10 protein-coding genes are annotated in these 17,868 nt (G+C 54.8%); 5 read left to right on the forward strand and 5 right to left on the reverse strand.

The annotated features are described in order from the left end of the window. The 4 genes from EI293_RS20995 to EI293_RS21010 all read right to left on the reverse strand — a co-directional run. The coding region (locus EI293_RS20995; RefSeq protein ID WP_394343419.1) for a toxin-antitoxin system YwqK family antitoxin at positions 1-671 on the reverse strand (671 nt) is incomplete at its 3' end. A gap of 210 nt (positions 672-881) precedes the next feature. Then, positions 882-2,843, reverse strand: coding sequence for an ATP-binding protein (locus tag EI293_RS21000; RefSeq protein ID WP_125440523.1), 1,962 nt, complete (start codon positions 2,841-2,843; stop codon positions 882-884). Further along, positions 2,840-3,394, reverse strand: a complete 555-nt coding sequence (locus EI293_RS21005; RefSeq protein WP_125440524.1) for a hypothetical protein — start codon at positions 3,392-3,394, stop codon at positions 2,840-2,842. The genes EI293_RS21000 and EI293_RS21005 overlap by 4 nt, the downstream gene beginning before the upstream one ends. Continuing rightward, positions 3,391-4,674, reverse strand: coding sequence for a dsDNA nuclease domain-containing protein (locus EI293_RS21010; RefSeq protein ID WP_125440525.1), 1,284 nt, complete (start codon positions 4,672-4,674; stop codon positions 3,391-3,393). Before EI293_RS21010 ends, EI293_RS21005 begins: the two co-directional genes overlap by 4 nt. A gap of 208 nt (positions 4,675-4,882) precedes the next feature. Here EI293_RS21010 and EI293_RS21015 point away from each other — a divergent pair, with 208 nt between their 5' ends. Then, the gene (locus EI293_RS21015) at positions 4,883-5,842 is read left to right on the forward strand and encodes a site-specific integrase (RefSeq protein WP_211539206.1); all 960 of its coding nucleotides are present in this window, start codon (positions 4,883-4,885) and stop codon (positions 5,840-5,842) included. Positions 5,843-5,891: 49 nt separating this feature from the next. Here the strand turns inward: EI293_RS21015 and EI293_RS21020 are convergent, their stop codons facing one another. Continuing rightward, the gene (locus EI293_RS21020; protein WP_125440526.1) at positions 5,892-9,740 is read right to left on the reverse strand and encodes a tetratricopeptide repeat protein; all 3,849 of its coding nucleotides are present in this window, start codon (positions 9,738-9,740) and stop codon (positions 5,892-5,894) included. A gap of 148 nt (positions 9,741-9,888) precedes the next feature. Between EI293_RS21020 and EI293_RS21025 the strand changes: the two genes are divergently transcribed. The 4 genes from EI293_RS21025 to EI293_RS21035 all read left to right on the forward strand — a co-directional run bounded on the left by EI293_RS21025 (position 9,889) and on the right by EI293_RS21035 (position 17,715). Then, positions 9,889-14,919, forward strand: a complete 5,031-nt coding sequence (locus tag EI293_RS21025) for a hypothetical protein (protein ID WP_125440527.1) — start codon at positions 9,889-9,891, stop codon at positions 14,917-14,919. A gap of 981 nt (positions 14,920-15,900) precedes the next feature. Then, positions 15,901-16,830 (forward strand): replication initiation protein, encoded by a 930-nt coding sequence (locus EI293_RS21030; protein ID WP_125440528.1) that lies wholly within the window; start codon positions 15,901-15,903, stop codon positions 16,828-16,830. Positions 16,831-16,953: 123 nt separating this feature from the next. After that, positions 16,954-17,256 carry a 4-fold beta flower protein gene (locus tag EI293_RS22695; RefSeq protein WP_394343420.1) on the forward strand — a complete coding sequence of 101 codons (303 nt, stop codon included), beginning with the start codon at positions 16,954-16,956 and terminating at the stop codon, positions 17,254-17,256. Positions 17,257-17,385: 129 nt separating this feature from the next. Continuing rightward, entirely contained in the window at positions 17,386-17,715 is a 330-nt protein-coding gene (locus EI293_RS21035) for a DUF6660 family protein (protein ID WP_125440529.1), read from the forward strand. Positions 17,716-17,868 lie beyond the last annotated feature (153 nt).

The following is a 17,868-nucleotide window of genomic DNA, read 5'->3' on the forward strand; positions in this document are numbered from 1 at the left end:
GCCCCGCCGGTGGTCTGCTTGTCAATCTTCGAGGCCGCAAAAGACATCAGGGCCATGGTGCCGGTAGCCGGGTTGCTCATGGCGCCGGCCAGGCTAAGTGCCGTGGTCCAGGTGATGGGCGGCTGGCCCTCGTCGCGCACATCCAGTTTGTACATAATGCCTACCGCTCCCTCGGGTACGTCCACCTCAAATACCTTGCGGCTCAAGTGCATGCAGTTCGAGCAGTGAATGGTGGCCGTACTGATGGGCAGTGCGTCCTGGGTTGAGTAGCGGCATTTGATTTCGCGCCCGTCCTCGCGCCAGCTTTTGAAGTCCGCTTGCGCCTGCCCCTTCACATACGTACCCCGGAAGTTGAGCTGGCCGTTTTCATACCAGCCCGTGCACAGGCCCGTCAGCACGTCGGGGCTTTCGCTCAGCAACTTGCCTTCGCCCTGTTTCTTCCAGGACGGATAGAAGTAGTCCCGCACGGAACCCACGGTTTTGCCGCTCACATCGTGACGAGCAATACGGGCGTAGGCCACTTCCTCCTGCGTTTCGGTACGCTCCCAGTCCCGGTCAAAGTAGACGGTATCGGCCGGGGGCGAAGTAACAGCCGCCGGTTTGGGCCGCTGAGCCAGCGCGGGTATACTTATTATAAGGAGTAAGAGGTAGAAAGAGTAGCGTTTTACCATACAGTGAATGGGTGGGTGAAAAGCGGAATGGCGGATGGTAAATATAATTGGCTGCTGACAATTGTCTGTGAACCACACTGAAAGGGGCTGCTCAATCAAGCAGGCCCTTCTCTCGATACATCCCACGTGCGCTAACTGAAATACTTAGTATGTAGCGCAACCACGAACGTAGCCATGCCAATATGCCCATTACTTTTCATTATAAATGTGCTACAAGCCCTTGTAGTAAGGAATCAACGGCGGATTTTCATCACTGCCGGGCATCATGTGCCGCACGGAGAAAGTAAGAGGTGACGTCTCATCACGCACGATGAACTCCTTATCAATTAGTATAGCCTGCGTGCCTTGTAATTCGGTTTCCAGCAAGTCATACACCAACGCGTGGAAGCCCTCAAACTGCGCCTTGTTTTCACGTTCACTAATGTTCTTCATCGGCGAATCAATGATGAGCAGCGATGGCAGCATGGCTCCCACTTCTGTAGCAAGACGATGAATAGCTAAAGCAAAACATGCCTTGAAAAGAGTCTTTTTTCCGCCGCTGCTCAGGTTAGCAAACGACATGACGGTTACATCCCCTGTGGACGCTTCCGTCACTTCAGGCAAAAAGGTCTTGGTATTGATTTTAACAGTGTTTTCGACAGAAACACCTGGCATCTGGGCCCGGACCAAGCAGTCGAGAAAGTAAGCTTCCAGCTTGTGCAGATTTCCCATATCCGCTTCGGCACCGATGCGAGCTGCCTCTAGCCGGCGTCGCAACGTGATTTCTTGTCCTTGTAGCTCGTCGGCCTGCCGAAACAGCTCCTGCACTTTTCGGGGCAGCAACACCAACCGGCGCAAATCATTGATTTGCTGCCCTATTTCAGCGGCCCGTCGCTCAAGCACAAGCGCGGTGGACAGGTAGGCCGAGTCATAGTTACTCATGAGCTGCGTCAGCGAGTTGTCGACTGCTTCCCGGTCGCGGGCCAACTCCTTAGCCCGGCGCTGCAGGCGAGCCAATTGGTCTTCGTGCCGCGCAATGGAATCGTCCAACTCGCCTATGCGTGCCTTGCTGTCGCTGGCTATGACAGCCGGGTCCAAGTTTGCGCCTCCCTCTGTAGGTTCTTCCTGGCCACACACAGGGCAGTCATGAGCGGGGCGCTCGGGCAAGGTTTGCGTGCACCGCGGACACGCTTCAAAGGCTACGCCACTGAGCACTGCTCTAGCGGCAGCTACCCGCTGCACTTTTAGGCCGAGAGTCAAAATCTCATTCTTGTGGCGGCGGTCTTGGTCGATGGTGCGTAGAATCTGCGGTTCGGCTTCTTCGAGGGCCACCATTTCTTCTGTCAGGGCGCGGGCCTTTTGCCGCAGACTATCGGTACCGTGCGGAATTTGAAGGTGCTGGGCCCGCAAGTCGGTCAGCTTTTGTGAAACGTCGGCTGCTTCGGCCTCAAATACGCCCACCTTGGCTTGAATCTCCTCCTCAGAGGCTACATCGGCTTCGAGTAAGCTTTCTTTTAGGGACTTAGCAGCCCCTTGCAGTTGTTGCCGACGGGCGTAGAGTTCCTGCAGTTCAGATTCGAGCTCAGCTACCTGCTCCTGGTGGAAACCAAGGATAAAGCGCAGCACGTCTAGGCTTTTAAGGCGTTTGAACGGGTCGCCGCCGTCGAGTTGAAAGAAATTGCTGTCGAACCCATCCTGGTCTAAGTAGCAAAACCAAAGCAAGTCCCGCAAACTCAACCGTGAAAGCTCGGAATCTTCTTTCAGCTTGCTGCGACGGACCCGCGGTGGCCGAATACCCGCTAAGTAAAACAGCAGGTCGGACAGTACTTCTACTTCAGTTCCGGGAATCAGCGGGCCGCCTGTGCCCGCTTTTCGCGCAGGCAAAATCAGGTCGAAACTTCCTTGCTCATCGCGCCAGCTGCACACTACGTAGTCACTGTCTCTCTGCCGTTCCAGTGCCAGCGGCTTTTCATTAACGAACAGGCTAAGTGTGGCCGTGGTAAACTCGCTTTGCAAAGCTGGCGACAAATCGAATTTACCTCCTAAGCAGTAGTCAATTAGGCGTGCGATGCTGGATTTACCCGCCCCCATTTGCCCATAGAAATACGTTACTTCCTCGAAGGGCAGCTCTTCGGTGGCGGCGGTGAAAACCAGCGTCAACTTCGCCAAGCGAATGTGCATCGGGTAGCTCATAGGGCGATGTTTTCTCCCCACTTCATGTCAATGATTTCGGGGAATACTTCGTAAATCAGGTTTTTCAGCGCCGTCGCCGGCATGGAGCCGACAGTACGATAAATCAAGCTACTGCGCTCCTGCATATCCGCAAAAGCAGGCGATTCGCTAAGAGTGGCCACCACTCGGCGGCCGGCGTCGGTTAAGTCGACGTGCACGGTGTGGCCCTTTACATAGGAAACTACCAACCCTTTGGCTACCAGTAGTCCTATCCAGCGTCGGTAGCGTGTATCCCACGGACCGTAGCGGAAGCGCACCATTTTTGACTCAATCGACGTGCGCTCGTGAGGTTGGATGTTGGCTTTGGTGGCGTTTTTGTTTTTAAACTTGAGCAAGCGCTCAAGACAGTTTGGGTAACGTAACAAGAAGTCCAGCTTGGCCAGCTTCATGATGCCGGCCATAGTGCTGCCACTGCGCTGGTCCGATTGGCCCAGCAGCAAGAGCAGCCGCGCTAGGTGCAGCTCGTCGGCGTTTTCGGTAGCCGCCACCGCCTTGATTAGTCGGAAGCTCATGCCACGTGAAGGTTAAATTTATCACTCCACCATACGGTGCACTGTTCGGTCAACAAACCAGCGATGCCCACTAAGCATTCATACGGCTCGTTTTCCACTTTACGCGGTGTGTTTTCGGCTATGGCTTTCAACCGCTGAAAAACGCTCACCAACATTGCTGGCCCATAGGGTGCGGTGGGCAAGACACGGCTGGTTTGCGCCACGAGTTGTGCCTCCGTGCATTCAGCTTGTACGACGCCCTCCAACTGCTTCAGAAAGTCCTCAAAGTTCTCTGGGCTGGCGTGCGCCAGCGCCATAAGGCGCGCTTCGGTGTCCAAGGTTCGGCGCTCCATTAGAGGCAATTGGTCAACTAATCCCCCTTGCACAAACTTCTTCCGCAGGATGTCGCGCTGCGTTCCGGATTCGCCAATGGCTATCGTAACGTCTCCGGTCTGATAGCGAAAGACCATACCTGACGTCTGCCCCACGCAGTCGGCCACCACGGACACAGGCACCCGCTTGGCCAGCAGCCGCGGGTTCGCCTGCCCCGCCACGTGGGGCAAGTGTTGGCGCGGGTCTTCAATCAGCAACGAGGAAGCACCGTAAACCTTTTGAATCAGTTCGTCCCGCACCGAGTTTAGCTCAGCCGCCGGCATGAGCTTGCAATCTGTCAGTTTCGGTAGGTGAATGTGCGCCACCTCCGAATCGAAGTGGTCCCGGTTGGGGCCCTTAACTAATTCGGTCCGCTTAAGCACTGCGAATAAAGCATTTGCATCACAGCCAAACTCGGTGGCCATGGCCGCTAGCACCTCGGCAAACGGTGCCGGCACTTCGCTCGGCTGCCTGCAGCCCCCAAGGACTTTTAAAAAACTGCGTGGGCTATTCTTTAGCCTCCTTAAGTCGGTTACGTCTAGCCCCACGGACGAAAATTCAGCGTTGGACACAATGATGAACCGATGAATATTTGACCCAAACTTCTGGTCTAGTTCCACAAACCGTTTGAGGCTATGGCGCATTGCCTCGTCCGTGAGCGTCCAATCCCCAATTTCTGGCCTACGGGTCTTTACCTGAAAGGCATCATAAGTGCTATCAGGCCGCTCGGCTAACAAGTCCTCATGGTGCTCGCACCAGATGGCTTCATAAGGATTAAGGCCGATAGCAGCAGCTATCAGCAGAATGGAGCCGTAAGCGTGCTGGTATCGAAAATTGCGCTGCGTTTCATCGCCGGGGTCGCCAATAGCCGCCACGTCGGCTGGATTTGGTAGCGCAGGGGTAGAAGTAGGCCGTAGTTTTTTCCCCATAAGTGGGAATGATGCACCATTAGGGTATCAAGTAACGGCCGAAATACGAATTAATTTTTAATACCGCTATCAACCGCTTCCTGCTGTCCGTGTAGTCGCGTTGTAGAAGGCCGCCATAAGGTATGATAAGTCTTAGTTATCATACCTTATTCACTACTTTTGAGAACCGCCCATTTTTCGCGTTTTCACTCCTTATATATAGGCTGCCGTGAGTTCCGTTCCTACTGTTACCACTTCGCACACCTCCGCCGGTCTGGCGCACCTGACCGAGCACACAACTCGGTATGTTGAGGCTGGCTTGCAAGGCGCGCCCAACACGGCCCGGGCGTACGCCGGCGATTGGCGCCGCTTCACCGAGTGGTGCACCACGCACGGACAGGTCGCGCTGCCGGCTTCGGTGGAGACGCTCGCGGGCTTTGTGACCCACCTGGCCGAAACCGGCAAAAAAGTGTCGACTATTCAGCGCAGCTGCGCGGCTATTAGCAAGGCCCACGCGCTTCGCGACCTGGCCTCGCCCACGGACGACAAGAAGTTCAAGGTGCTGATGGAAGGCATCAGCCGATTGAAAGGCGTAAGGCAAAAGCAGGCCCCGGCGTTTTCGCTGGCCAGCTTCAAGCGCACCCTCAAGCACCTCGATGCCAGCACGCCGGCGGGCTTGCGCGATAAGGTCATTTTGCTGCTGGGCTTTACAGGGGCATTCCGCCGGTCTGAGTTGTCGGCGCTGGACTTGGATGACTTGACGTTTTCCGAGGAAGGGCTCACCATCAACTTAAAGCGCAGCAAGACCAACCAGTTGGGTCAAGCGGAGGAAAAGGCCATTTTTTATTCGCCGGACCCCGCCCTTTGCCCCATTCGCACGCTGCAGGCTTGGTTACGACTACTGGAGCGCACGTCGGGCCCCATTCTTGTCTCGTTCCGCAAGGGCAGCCGACTCACGGACCGGCGGCTGACCGATGTGCACCTCAACAAAATTGTGCAGCGGCACCTGGGCCCGAAGTTTACGGCCCACTCGCTGCGGGCCTCGTTCGTGACGGTGGCCAAGCTCAACGGCGCCGACGACAGCGAGGTGATGAACCAGACGAAGCACAAGACTAGCGAAATGATTCGTCGTTACACTCGTCTTGATAATGTACGGCAACATAATGCAGCACAAAAATTAGGCTTGTAACAAGTTAAAGGCCCATATAATATAAATTCAGGGATTCAAGAATTCAGCTTCATTTTCGCCCTGCTGTTGCTATTTGCCACGCTTGCTCTAAGTCTTTCAACACGGCCCGCATAGGTTCTGGCAATAGCATGAATTTAAGACTTATAAACTGTTTTAGCAGCGTTAGGATGCTTTGGTTTAGCGGCAGGTAGGTGAAGCAAGCCGTGAGAATGGTAGTTGCAGCCCTGCTTTTATGAGCAGGCAATAGGCTACCCATTAAATATATCTCTCGTAGCACGACAATCATATCGGCCATCGAGCTTGGTTCGCTCAGCATTTGCCGCGGAAGACACTTCAAGCACTGCAACGCCCTGCCGGTAAATTGCCCACCCGCCACTTTGAGTTCCTGTAGCAGCAGTGTTGAACTAATCGTAAGGCCGAGGTAGTGAAAATCAAGTAGCTTGGGCTGAATGACAGTCTCAAACTCCTCTGGGTACAGAGCCAGAAGAAAGGCCTCTGTGCTGATGGTGTTGCCGGGCCGTAAGGATAGCTGCAGAAAAGTCGAGTCATCCGATACTAGCATCGTATCGGGTACGGCAGCCAAAAAGGCAGTATCTACCATGTACTGAGTGTGCTCTTCGTGCGCGCCTTCCCGCAAGGACGCCTGCCGAAGGGCATCGAGCTTCTCGGCCACGATACGCGTTGTGCAGTGGGTTTCAATCCATGCCAATAGCTCCGTGAGGTAAGTGATGTGACGTTCATGCATTTCGGGCGGGTAGAAGTGCGGCCGCACGATATCGCCAATGATTTCGACCGTCATTTCAACTGGCTGCGAGCGGCGCATTTCCTGTAGCTTTTGCTCCAGAAGCTCTACCACATGCAGGGAGATGCCCAGGTTAGTCTTGGGCATTATTCCTAGCTGTTTGCTCATCCGGTGCAGTAACGGCAGGGAAGTCCAATCCAGAATGAACAGGTTGTCAGGATTTATGACTACATCCGCGAATAAACTGCGCGGGGACACTACCAACCCTGGCACATCGGGCTGGCTCTGCTCGGTAAGCACTTGGTACGCTTCGAGGCAATTACCGTGGAAAACAGCTACCACTAGGGCGGAGAATGTGGTTTGACCACTCGCATATTCAGCAAAGAGTTGCCGGTTCTGTACCTGTCGAGCGGCGCCCTCGGCGCCCATGGCGCTACTTAAGGCGGCGTGCAGTTGCTCGATTTCGCCATTGCCAAACTCGATTTGCTCAAAGGGCAATTCGGGGTCCCCAGCTTTTACATCGTCCAGAATATCTCTGAAAAGCCCCGCGTAGAGGTCGGTAATTTCCAGCAGCTCTATTGTCAGGTCGCGGCCCGTAGTGGGATGCGACATTACGTATTTTTTGCCTTTTTCTTTGTCTACCAACTCTTTTGCCCAGACACTTAGGCCTCCGTCCATCGTTTCTTGCGTTAGAGCGATGCGCCGCTGAGGTTTACCGTTGACCGTGTAATGCACGACCGTATTGAGGGCTGCACGGTCGTAATCGGGGGGCGGCGGGCTGTTGCGAGGTTGGTTTAGCGCGAACTGGATATACTTGCCGCGCGCAACCATGTCGTCGCGCCTGCTGGCGTGAGGGTACAGCAATTGCTGCGCCCAATCCAGGTGGCCGATGTGAGCGGCCATTGATGCCACGTTGAATAGGTGCTTCCGGCGTAGCATCGCTGGATTTTGCAGGATATCTTCCAACTCGGTCTGAAGCTCACCGCTGCGCTTCGACTTATACAGCGCCAGTAGCTTGGCCCACCGCAGGCCCGAGGCGTCGGTGACGTGGCCCGTAGCGGCCTCCACTACTTCCAAGATGCGCGGCCAGTCGTGCAGCATTTCTGCCAGCTGGATTTCCCAGTTGCAGAACTCCGTGAAGATGCCGTAGCGCAACCGCCAGGCACGAAGCTCTTCGCGCAACGCGGCACTATCACTACGCCGGTGATACTGGTTGGTTAGCCGGAGCCACTCGGCTCCTTGCTCTAAGCTCTGCGGATAGCCTGGCCACCCTTCTAGCACAGCAGCTGTCGCTTCATAGTCTTTAAGTTCGTGATATAAATTGGCCAAGGCTTGCCTGTACACCGTGTCTGTATCAGCACGAAGCAAAGCATTGGCTTCGTCGACCAGTCGCCTCACTTCTTCTTGTTGGTCTGGGTCGGCTACCAGCGCCTGGGCTTGCAGTACCAACGCAGGAAGCCCAGAGGGGACCTGTTGCCGTTGGATGCACTTCTCTACAAACGCCAGTCGGTCAGCCACTGAGTCGCAGTGTTCCAGGTAAATCAGCGCCCTAAAAAACACAAAATCATCTAGGTGCTCTATTTCGTCCAGGTGTTTGCCTAGTGCGGCGCGGGCTTCCTCCTTTGGCCGTTTCAGCTGTCGTAGCGTGTAATAGCGCAGGAACCCTACTTCAGGTATTGCTCGGGTGTCGAGCATGGCGATTATTTCCAGAACGGCTTCGTATTCCTTAGCTTGGTAGAGGGCAAAAACCAACTGATTGGCATAGCGCTGACGCTCTTCTACCGGTAAGCTGGGAAAGCGACGACGTAGCTCGTCGTATTCCGAAATGTCAGCCAAGAGTAGCCAGCCCGCTACTCCCCGCACGAAATGGTAGTGCGTCAGCACAGGCGACTTTTCAGTAGGCTGTAGCAGGTCGGTGTATTGCTGCAATACTTTATGGGCGGCCCGCATATCAGCGTTGTCCAGAAGCGATGGGCCGTCATTTAACACGATGACTGGCGACATTTGTCGCAGTCCTCTCTCAATGACAAACAGGGCCAGGGTAGCCTGAAAACGGCGGTTTTCGGGGGTGAGGTGGGTACTGGGTTGGTAAGACCGTAAATCTTTCTCCAGTAGCCGGCTTGCCACCACCGCACCGCTGGCCGTGCCGTCAACCAGCAGCGACAGGGCCATCAGTTTAAACCGCTCATCTTGCGCAATAAACTCGGGCACTGCCCGTAGATTCTGGTCGAATTCATCTGGCTTGCCCAAGGCTAGTCGGACAGCAGCAGTTGGGGCATTAAATGGGTCGAGACGCTCAATTGTCTCTAGGACAGCTTGCGCTGCCGACAGGTGTTTTTGATTAACGTAGGCCCGCGCAGCTTCTTCCGTATAAGGAAGATTGTCGGGTTGCAGCAGGTAGGCCCGTACCATGAATCGGTCACCCAGCGCTATTTCGCCCATCTCCTGATGGGTGCGACCCAGCAAAAAATAGAGCCTAGCCATTAGCGCGTGCTCACCAGATAGGTAGCGGGTTATGACCCGTTCTAGGTTGTGCAGTTGGCGTTGGGCTGTCACGGGTTTGTAAGCAGCCAAATCGCGCTCAATGGCATCAAGCACGGCACTTACCAGCCCAATGCTTTGGGCATCGTGGCGGGCAAGTAGTTCGGTCGTTTGAGCCAGCACCTCCTGTAGCTGCCCTTGGGCCGACAGGGCAAAATGCACTGTAATGGCTTTGTAATTTTCTTCGAGAAAACGCTTTTCCAGCTCCCTGTCGGCTTTCATGGCGGCACGCAATCGGGCCGAAAAATCCGTGAGTTGTTCGACGGTGGGCGGGCGCATATTCGGCAGCGCAGGGAAGTCTTCTGGCTTAAGCGGAGAATCCTGCTCGAATAGCTCGTAAGTTAAAGCAGTCTCCCAGAGGAAAGCGGATTGGAAAAAGTAGAATTGTCGGTCATCTATCGCTGTGCTGTACTCCGTGCGGTACTCGGCCAGCAGCTGCTCGATAATGGCCGCCAGCCGATTTTTATAGGTAGGCTTGGTCGTGACCAAGTTTTTGACATAATCCGTAACCCGCTTACCCGCTTCTTTTTGAGCTAACGAAATCGGGTTCAACCCTATTGAATCGAGAAAACTCCATGCTGACGTGACGATAACGGCTGTAGTTACTGTTTCCATGCGTTGAATATGCTTTACTTGCCAACTAAGTTAGCATAAACTGAGTGCTCCTCGACTTAAAGAGCCACATCAGGATGCCCAAACACTAGAGATATTAGCAGCTACTCCGCCCTTCTACAACCTTCGATACCTTTCACTCTGATGTCTTATGCCCAACCATAGTAGCGTTACTTCCACCGGAGGCCTGGGCACCAATTTTGAACAGTACATTCAGGCGGCATTTTTGGTAGGCTTGCTGACGGGCGGAGCAACACCATGCATCCCTGATGCGCGCATAACGAAGCTGAATTTTCAAACTACTGATTTGGGGTACGCTACGGACGACTTGCTGGTAACGGCACAGTCGGAAACGGGCCAGCAACACCGATTGCTGCTTCAAATCAAGCACAACCTGACTTTTAGTGCTGGCAACGAGTCATTTGAAAAAGTCCTGAAGCAGCTTTGGGAGGATTATCAGGCCGCAGGCCTATTTGACTCCAGTTATGACCGATTGGTCATTGTAAAGAGCAATCTGACTAAGGATGAGCACAATCACATTAAGATTGTGCTGAACTGGGCACGGTTCAATTCTTCTAGTGCGGCTTTCTTCCAAGAGGTCGGCTTATCGCAACAGAAGCAAACCCGAATCGAGGTATTTCGCACCGTGCTTGCCAAGGTTAATAACCGGGTAATCAGCGATGATGAATTGTGGCGCTTTTTGCGCTGTGTGGAGTTGCTAGATTATGACTTGAAATCGACCGGTAGCGTGGACGAAGCTTTTTTGCTGCAGCTCATCAACTTGGCAAATCCCAACCCGGACACGATTACACCCTTGGCCATTTGGCGGGAAGCGGTGGAAGAAGCCGAGCAGCTGGACAATAACGGCGGTGGGGTTGATATCGCCGCCCTCCCAGTTCGTCCCCTTTATGGCCGATTCGCGTCGACGCGGCTGCGGCCGGTCCGGCAAGCGGTGCAGCGGCTGACCGCTAACAGCCGGGTTCTGACTGGCGCATTCAGAAATGCCGTGGACGGCGTCACTCTCCCCCGGCATGAAGGGAAAACAACGATACTACAGGCGCTGGAGCAAAGCCAGGTAGTCTTGGTGACTGGGGGAGCTGGCGTCGGCAAATCAGCGCTGGTGCGAGACGTATTAGCCGAATACGTTTCGGGCAGTGGCTACTGGGCATTTAGGGCGGAACAATTCAACTTACCTACCCTGGTTCAATTCTTTACTCAACAGGGAATTCAGGAAGAGCTACCCAGCCTGCTTGCTTGCTGGGCCCTGCTCCCACAAAAGGTACTCTACATTGACAGCGCTGAAAAGCTATTGGAAGGCCCAGCTGACGATGCTTTTCACCAACTGCTCGCGCTAGTGAAAGACTTCAGCGATGTCAAGCTGGTTCTGACGGCCCGCCAATACGCCGTGGAATTGCTCATCAACCGCTACCGACTGGAGAAAAGCAGTTGCGTCACCGTACCGCAACTCTCGGACGAGGAACTGACCAGCCTGAGCACGCAGGCGCCGAAGCTTCCGCAACTGCTGGGCAATGAAAAGCTCCGCGAGCTGCTGCGCAGCTTGAAGTACCTGGATTTGGCCGTTGCGCTATCGCGCAAAACGCTCGATGATTTGTCGGCGGCTTCTCTGATAGAGTTTAAAGCCCAACTGTGGGAATACGTGGTTGAAGATGCACGCAACCAGCAGGATGTGACCCTGCCCCGCAGGCGCGGGCGAGCATTCCAAGCCATTGTGCTACGGCGGGCGCAGCGGCTGGCCATGTCCGTGGGAGCCGAAGACCAGGACGAAGCAGCGTTGCAGGCATTGGTGCGCGACGATTTGCTGTTTCAGGTACAGAACACGCGGGAAAGAGGGTTTTCGCCTACACACGACGTGCTGGAGGACTTAGCCTTGGTGAGGTTTATTCATGGCGAATGGCGACCGGAGCAGGGAGTGGCGATTTTTTTTGCGGCCATTGGCAGCAGCCCGGCCCTGCGCCGGGGCTTTCGCCTGTGGGTGGAGGAAATGGTAACGGAAGACGTAGCGAGCGTACTGCCCCTGCTCAGCCAAGTGCTCAGCGAGTCTTCGACCGAAAAATACTGGCTTGATGAGACCCTGGTCGCCGTCTTTCGCTCGTCGAATTCCCAGGTCTTTTTTGACCAGTTTGAGCGCGAGTTGCTCAGTGGAGAGGCCCGACTGCTGGGCCGCTGCCTGCGCCTGCTTCACACCGCCTGCATTCAGCGCACCTACTTGGCATCGAAAGCCACCGGACTCGTGGCTCCCATCGGGTCGGGGTGGGCCGCTGCGCTGGGCTTCTGCGCCCGGCACCTGGACCAAGTGGAGCACTGCCCCTTCGACACGGTGCAACTGCTGCGTAGCTGGAAGGCGGCAATAGGCATGCCGCAGGACGAGCTGCCGGCGGGTGCCCCGGCGGCAGCCAGCATCGTGTTTTACCTCTTTGAGCAGCTTGAGCAAGGCCATAATCTCTGGCGAATAGCCGCGGATGGTGACAGCCTCGACGGCTTGGTAACACTAGCTTTCGAAGTGGCAGAATTAGCTGCCGACCAGCTGCGGGGACTCCTGCAACGCGCCATTACGCCCGAAACCGACGCCGATGGCCACCGGCGGACCAACCTGCACGAGAAGCTGGTGTGCCGCTGCTTGTCGGGAATGGCGACGGCGCAGGTATGCCGCTACCTACCCGAAGTAGTGGTAGAAGTATTAAACCATGAGTGGCGCGCCCGGCCCCGCCAAACGCAACCTGACCACTACTTTTCCTTTCAGGAGCCACTCAACCGCGAAGAGCAGTACGGTATTGCGGCGGGGCTTTCGCTGGATTCTGCAAGTATCTTCAATACGCCCGTGTGGAACCTGCTCCAGTACCGGGCAGAGGTCGGCATTCCGTTCGTGGTGGACTTGGTAAACTACTGTACTCAGGCGTATCGGCAGAACCGAGGCCAGGATGAGGCATTGACAACACACACTTTCACCACTACTAACGGCACCCTGCTCACCCAGTATGGAAGCCATACGCTCTGGGACGCCTACCGGGGGCGGGGGTATGTGCCGGCAGTTCTAGCCTCCGTGCTGATGAGCGTGGAGAAATTCTTTCTGGAATCAGCACCGGGGGAGCAGTTAAATCATTGGTTTGAGTATGTGCTGACCCGCTCCGAATCGGTGGCCCTGACGGGAGTGCTAGCCAGCGCAGCCATGGCCCGACCCGAAGAATTTGAAGGCCGCTGGGTACCGCTGCTTTCCGTACAGGAATTCATCGAGTGGGATGCCAGCCGTGCCCATGCTGAGTACATGTCCAGTTTCGGTTTCGGCGATACCGACAACCACTTGGCCCGCTGGGAAAGGGCCGAGTCCAACAAGCTCCCGCACCGACAGGGTTACTTTAATGGGCTGGGAAGCTTCGTGGCGCACTATCTGGCTCACCAGGGGGAACACAGTGCCCAAATTTTAGCCATTCTTGACCTGCACCAAGCGGCCGTTACTGACGCGACAAACCTTTTCTGGCGCAAGCAGCTCAACGAAATGGACTTGCGCACTTGGCAGGTGACCATCGACAAAGAGCAGAACCTGGCCACTATGCAGCCGGCCTATGATGCCCCGGTGCAAACCATGCTCACGGAGCATGAGCCTTATGCCGCGGCGCAAAGTCAACAGCTGCGCATGGCCGCCCAGATTGGGGATTTTCTGGATGGCAAGCCGAATGCCGCGTGGGAAGTTGATACTTGGCTTCAAATTAACGCCGAATACACCCGCCCTGGTCGAAAAGCCAGCGACCGCAACCGCCTGGTGGGGTTAGCTATGCTCGGGCTGACGCACTTTAGCGATAGCCTCGACGTTGACCAAACCAACTGGTGCTGGAACACGCTCCGCTCTTGCCTGGAGTTCAAGCTGGCAACCATGAATGACCACGAAATGAACGTGGTGTTTGATGAGCGTAACAACCTGTTTGATGAAGAGCATTTGTTTCAGTGCTTTTCGCTTCTGTATGGGTTTGCCCCCGACGAAACGGCAGAGCAATCGGCCCTGCTGCTATTGCTGCGCACGATAACCGCACCACTGTACGAGCACAAGCAGAAGTATCTCTTCTCTCACTTGCGAGGGGTTTTCTTCACCAAATACCCCGAGCTTCTGCCTACCATATGGGCCATTGTGGTTGAGCAGGCCCGGCAGGTCGCCACGGTGCGGGCGGCCGACAACTACCACCATATCAGCCGTGCTGACTCCGAAGCGGCCAAACTTGCCTCACTGACGACCTTGCTTGCGGGCCCAATACCAGCGGCAGCCATCGACCAGCTCTGCCCCCCTGCCTACGACCCTGAACTGCTGGTACGCGCCTTACTGCTAATTCCGCCGGCGACGAGCGTGCCCCTTCTTACTAGCTATTTCTTGCAGATGACGCACCTGCTGGTCGCAGACCTGAGCCTGCCGAAGCATCCCAGCTATTCCCGCGACCGGGACGAGGAGCGGAAATTTGGCATCAGCCAGCTGTTCAGTATCCGTACGGCTGTGGGTCAGATTATGCTTTTTAACGATACTGACTTGGCGAAAAGCCTACTGGAAACATTACTGCGTGGCTTAAATCAGCAACCAGTCGGGCGCTTCTCCACTGCGGATGAGTTTCTGGATTTTGTTAAAAATATTTTAACTCGCGTCATCATTGAGTTGGATTTGCTGGGGTCAACGTCAGCCAACGCCACCGAGCAAGCGAACAGAACGCAGCACTTCTGGCAGCTCTGGGAGCATCTCCTTTCGCTGTTGATTACCCCAGCGACGCTACCCCTCGCTCCTTTGGCCCTGCTGGATATTCAGTGGGAGCCGACGTTCACGCACTGGCAACCGTTTGAAACGGGCCAGACCTACTACCAGCGCGCAGTCCAACAATTTGGGCCCACTCACCTGCGCTCCTGGCTTAAAGTGCTGGCAACGGTGGGCAATAAAACAATGCTTCCTCAGGCGCTGCCGTCGTTGGTTGAGATATGCAGAAATCACCCCGAGCAAGTGGCCGCCTTATATCATGCGGGAGTAGCAGGCCTCTTCGTTGAGCGATTATTCCAGTATCACATGCGGGCCATCCAGCAACGGGATTACTACCTGACAAGCTTTATGTGGGTGCTAGATACAATGGTGAATTTTGGCTCCTCAACCGCTTACCTCGTGCGGGAGGATGCTGTTACTTTCAAAGGTAATTGAGTATGTTCTTAAATTGCTGAAGGAATTGAAGTCAAGAAAATACCTTGGTGGGACCTTGTGTAGCACTCAATAATCTGCTGCTAGGTGGTGTTATCCCGCATTCTGGCTTATAAAATCTATTACTTCACAAACAGGTAAGCTCGACCATAGTCGATGTGAGGGGCTAGAAAATAGATTTTATAAGCACTCATAGGACCTGCAAAAGGGGAAATGAGGCTTCTAGTGGCCTTATTAGCTACTTTTGAGATACTGTTTTAGGAGTTCGGAGCTTTTGCTTAGGCTTATAAAAACTATTAATAAGCCTTCTGGTTGCTCTAGAGGCTTGTTAGAGAAGTCCTTTATAGTAGAAAAAGGTAAAAAATTCTTTAAAAAGTGCAATCACATTTTGTGCTTGTTTAGACTTCCCTTTTTGTTGTTTTCGTTCGGGCATCGCCCTAAACCACCACTTTATAAGCTTTTGTACTCCAGCTTCAACAAGCTTGTGAGTATTTTAAGTATTTAAGGTATTTGCAGGGTTCACAACTTTTTGTACTTCAGGTACTTAGGTGGCTTTAGTAATAGGTTTTATAAGCGGGCTAATAGGTTTTATAAGCCAAGTAATAGGTCTTATAAGCTGGGTAATAGGTTTTATAAGCGTAAGTAATAGCTTTCATAAGCGAATTAATAGTACTCCCACGACCGTCTATTAGTTCGTCATTGTGGGGTAACTAATAGATTTTATAAGTCACTCTCGCCGCTAGTGAAGCTCCAGACTGCTATCAGCTGCACTGAATTAATAGGTTTTATAAGCCTAACTAATAGCTTTTATAAGTCTCACAGAAAGCTCGCGCTTGGCTAACTAATAGGTTTCATAAGTCTAACTAATAGCTTTTATAAGCCGAGCTGCCCATCGACTTACCCCAAGTTGATAGAGACAGAATTTCGCTCTATTACTTTCCGGTTTAAGCCGTATGTTTGCTCTGTATCCTTGATAGAGTTGCTATGGCCGCGCCCGAGTCCACCGTACCGATTGAAATTCGGCAGCACAACGCGCTGACGACGGCCCGCTACGAGATGAGCGCCTGCGAGATGGACATTGTCTTTTCGCTGCTCTCCAAACTCACCAAGCAGGACAAGGCCGGCACCATCTACGAAATCCGGGTGCAGGAGCTGATGGAGATGACCGGCCGCACCTGGAACTACAAGCAGCTACTCGAATCCACCGAGAACCTCAACAGCCGCGTCTACCACATCGAGAACGGCAAAACCCTGCTGCAGGTGAGTCTGCTCGCCTCGGCGCTGTACCGCAAGGGCGAGGGCACCATTGAGTTGGAGATATCCGAGCGCATGCGGCCCTTTCTGATTGACCTGAAAAGCAACTTCACCTCCTACCGCCTGCAGGCAGCGTTCAGCTTGTCGAGCAAGTATGCCAAGCGCATCTACCAGCTGGCCTCGCAGTGGAAGGACATTGGGGAAACCAAAACCTACTCCCTGGATGAGTTCAAGGGGATGCTCAAGCTCAAGGACCCCAAGGGCCAGGAGCCCGAGCAGTATGCCCAGATTTCGGCTCTGCAGAAGTACGTGCTCGACGTGGCCACCAACCAAATCAACGAGCACACCGACCTGCGCATCAAGTACGAGCTGCTCAAGAAGGGCCGCTCTTACCAAAGCATCAAGTTCTACGTCAACACCCAGGTCCCGCAGCAGCTCCCCATCCCCTTCGAGCTGGAGGCCGACGATGCCAAAGTTCAGTTGGCGCGTAAGCACCTAGACACGCTGGGCATTGCCGAGCCCAAACTGGTGCAGGAGATTCTGCAGTCTGCGAAGCATGTGGATGCCTTGTTTGCTTTCGTCTACAAGCTGAAGACTGATAAAATCAAGGCGACGAAGAACCCAGGCGGCTTGTTTCTGAAGATGCAGGGGCTGCGTTAACCACCGAAGCCTGTGGGTAAAAGGAAGTATCGATACAATGACGAAACGCCGACAACAACTGCTTTTAAGGTTTAAGCTGCCCACATCACACATTGCCAAGTGCTGCGGCACAAAATCGACTTTATGAAAACGAAAGTATATCGATGGAATGGTCAGTACTTTGGCTTCATCTATAATGACCGGCTATTCGACAAAAATTCAAAGTACCTAGGCTGGGTAGATGGCCTCGAAGTGTGGCAAAGGAACGGGCACTACTTAGGCGAGATTGTGGATGAGTGCTACATACTGCGCCGGGTGAACATGGCCGCTCGCGCAGTACGCGCGGTTCGTGCCACCCCCGCTACCCCTGCTGTTCCGGCAGCCCCAGCAGCCAGAGCAGCACGTGCAGCTCGCGCAAGTACCATAGATGCCTTAGACCAATACTAACTTTTTGATTGTATCCGAGGGCCTGCGGCTACTGCAGAACTTGCCTGCTGAACGGTAAGTGAACCTTTGCTCGCCTAAGCCGGTAGAAGCGGTAGCCGGCATGTTCCTAATGCTGTTACCTTTGCCCCGATGCGCTTTCTGGCTCTGTTTTTTGCCTTCTACTTCGCCTGCCTCTCGACGCTGACCTGCGCCGACGGCGAAGTCGTGTGCAAAGACGCCAAGCAGACCACCGTGGCCGCGGCCGCGCACACCGACTGCGACGCCGGCGCCCTGGGCGACTGGTGCTCCCCACTGTGTCAGTGCCACTGCTGCGGCGGGGCGGTGGTGCCGCTGGCGCCCCTGCCGACCCTGACGGCGGCCACTGCCGTGACCTGGGCCACCGCCCTGCGCCACGCCCGCTTGCGGGTGGGCGCCCCCACCCGGGGCTCCGGCGCCGTGTGGCAGCCGCCCCAGGCCTAACCCTTCCTTTTTCCTGCTGACTCCCCCGCTGGGGTAGCCTGGGTGCCTTGTTGTGCGTCCGGGCTGCTGGCCGCTAGCTGTTGCAACAGACTATCCGCCAGCGAGTATGCCACGCTCCCGCCTTCTAAGGCCTGGAGCCGTGGGCCGGCAGGG

The sequence above is a fragment of the Hymenobacter perfusus genome, assembly GCF_003944765.1.
Taxonomy (GTDB): domain Bacteria; phylum Bacteroidota; class Bacteroidia; order Cytophagales; family Hymenobacteraceae; genus Hymenobacter; species Hymenobacter perfusus.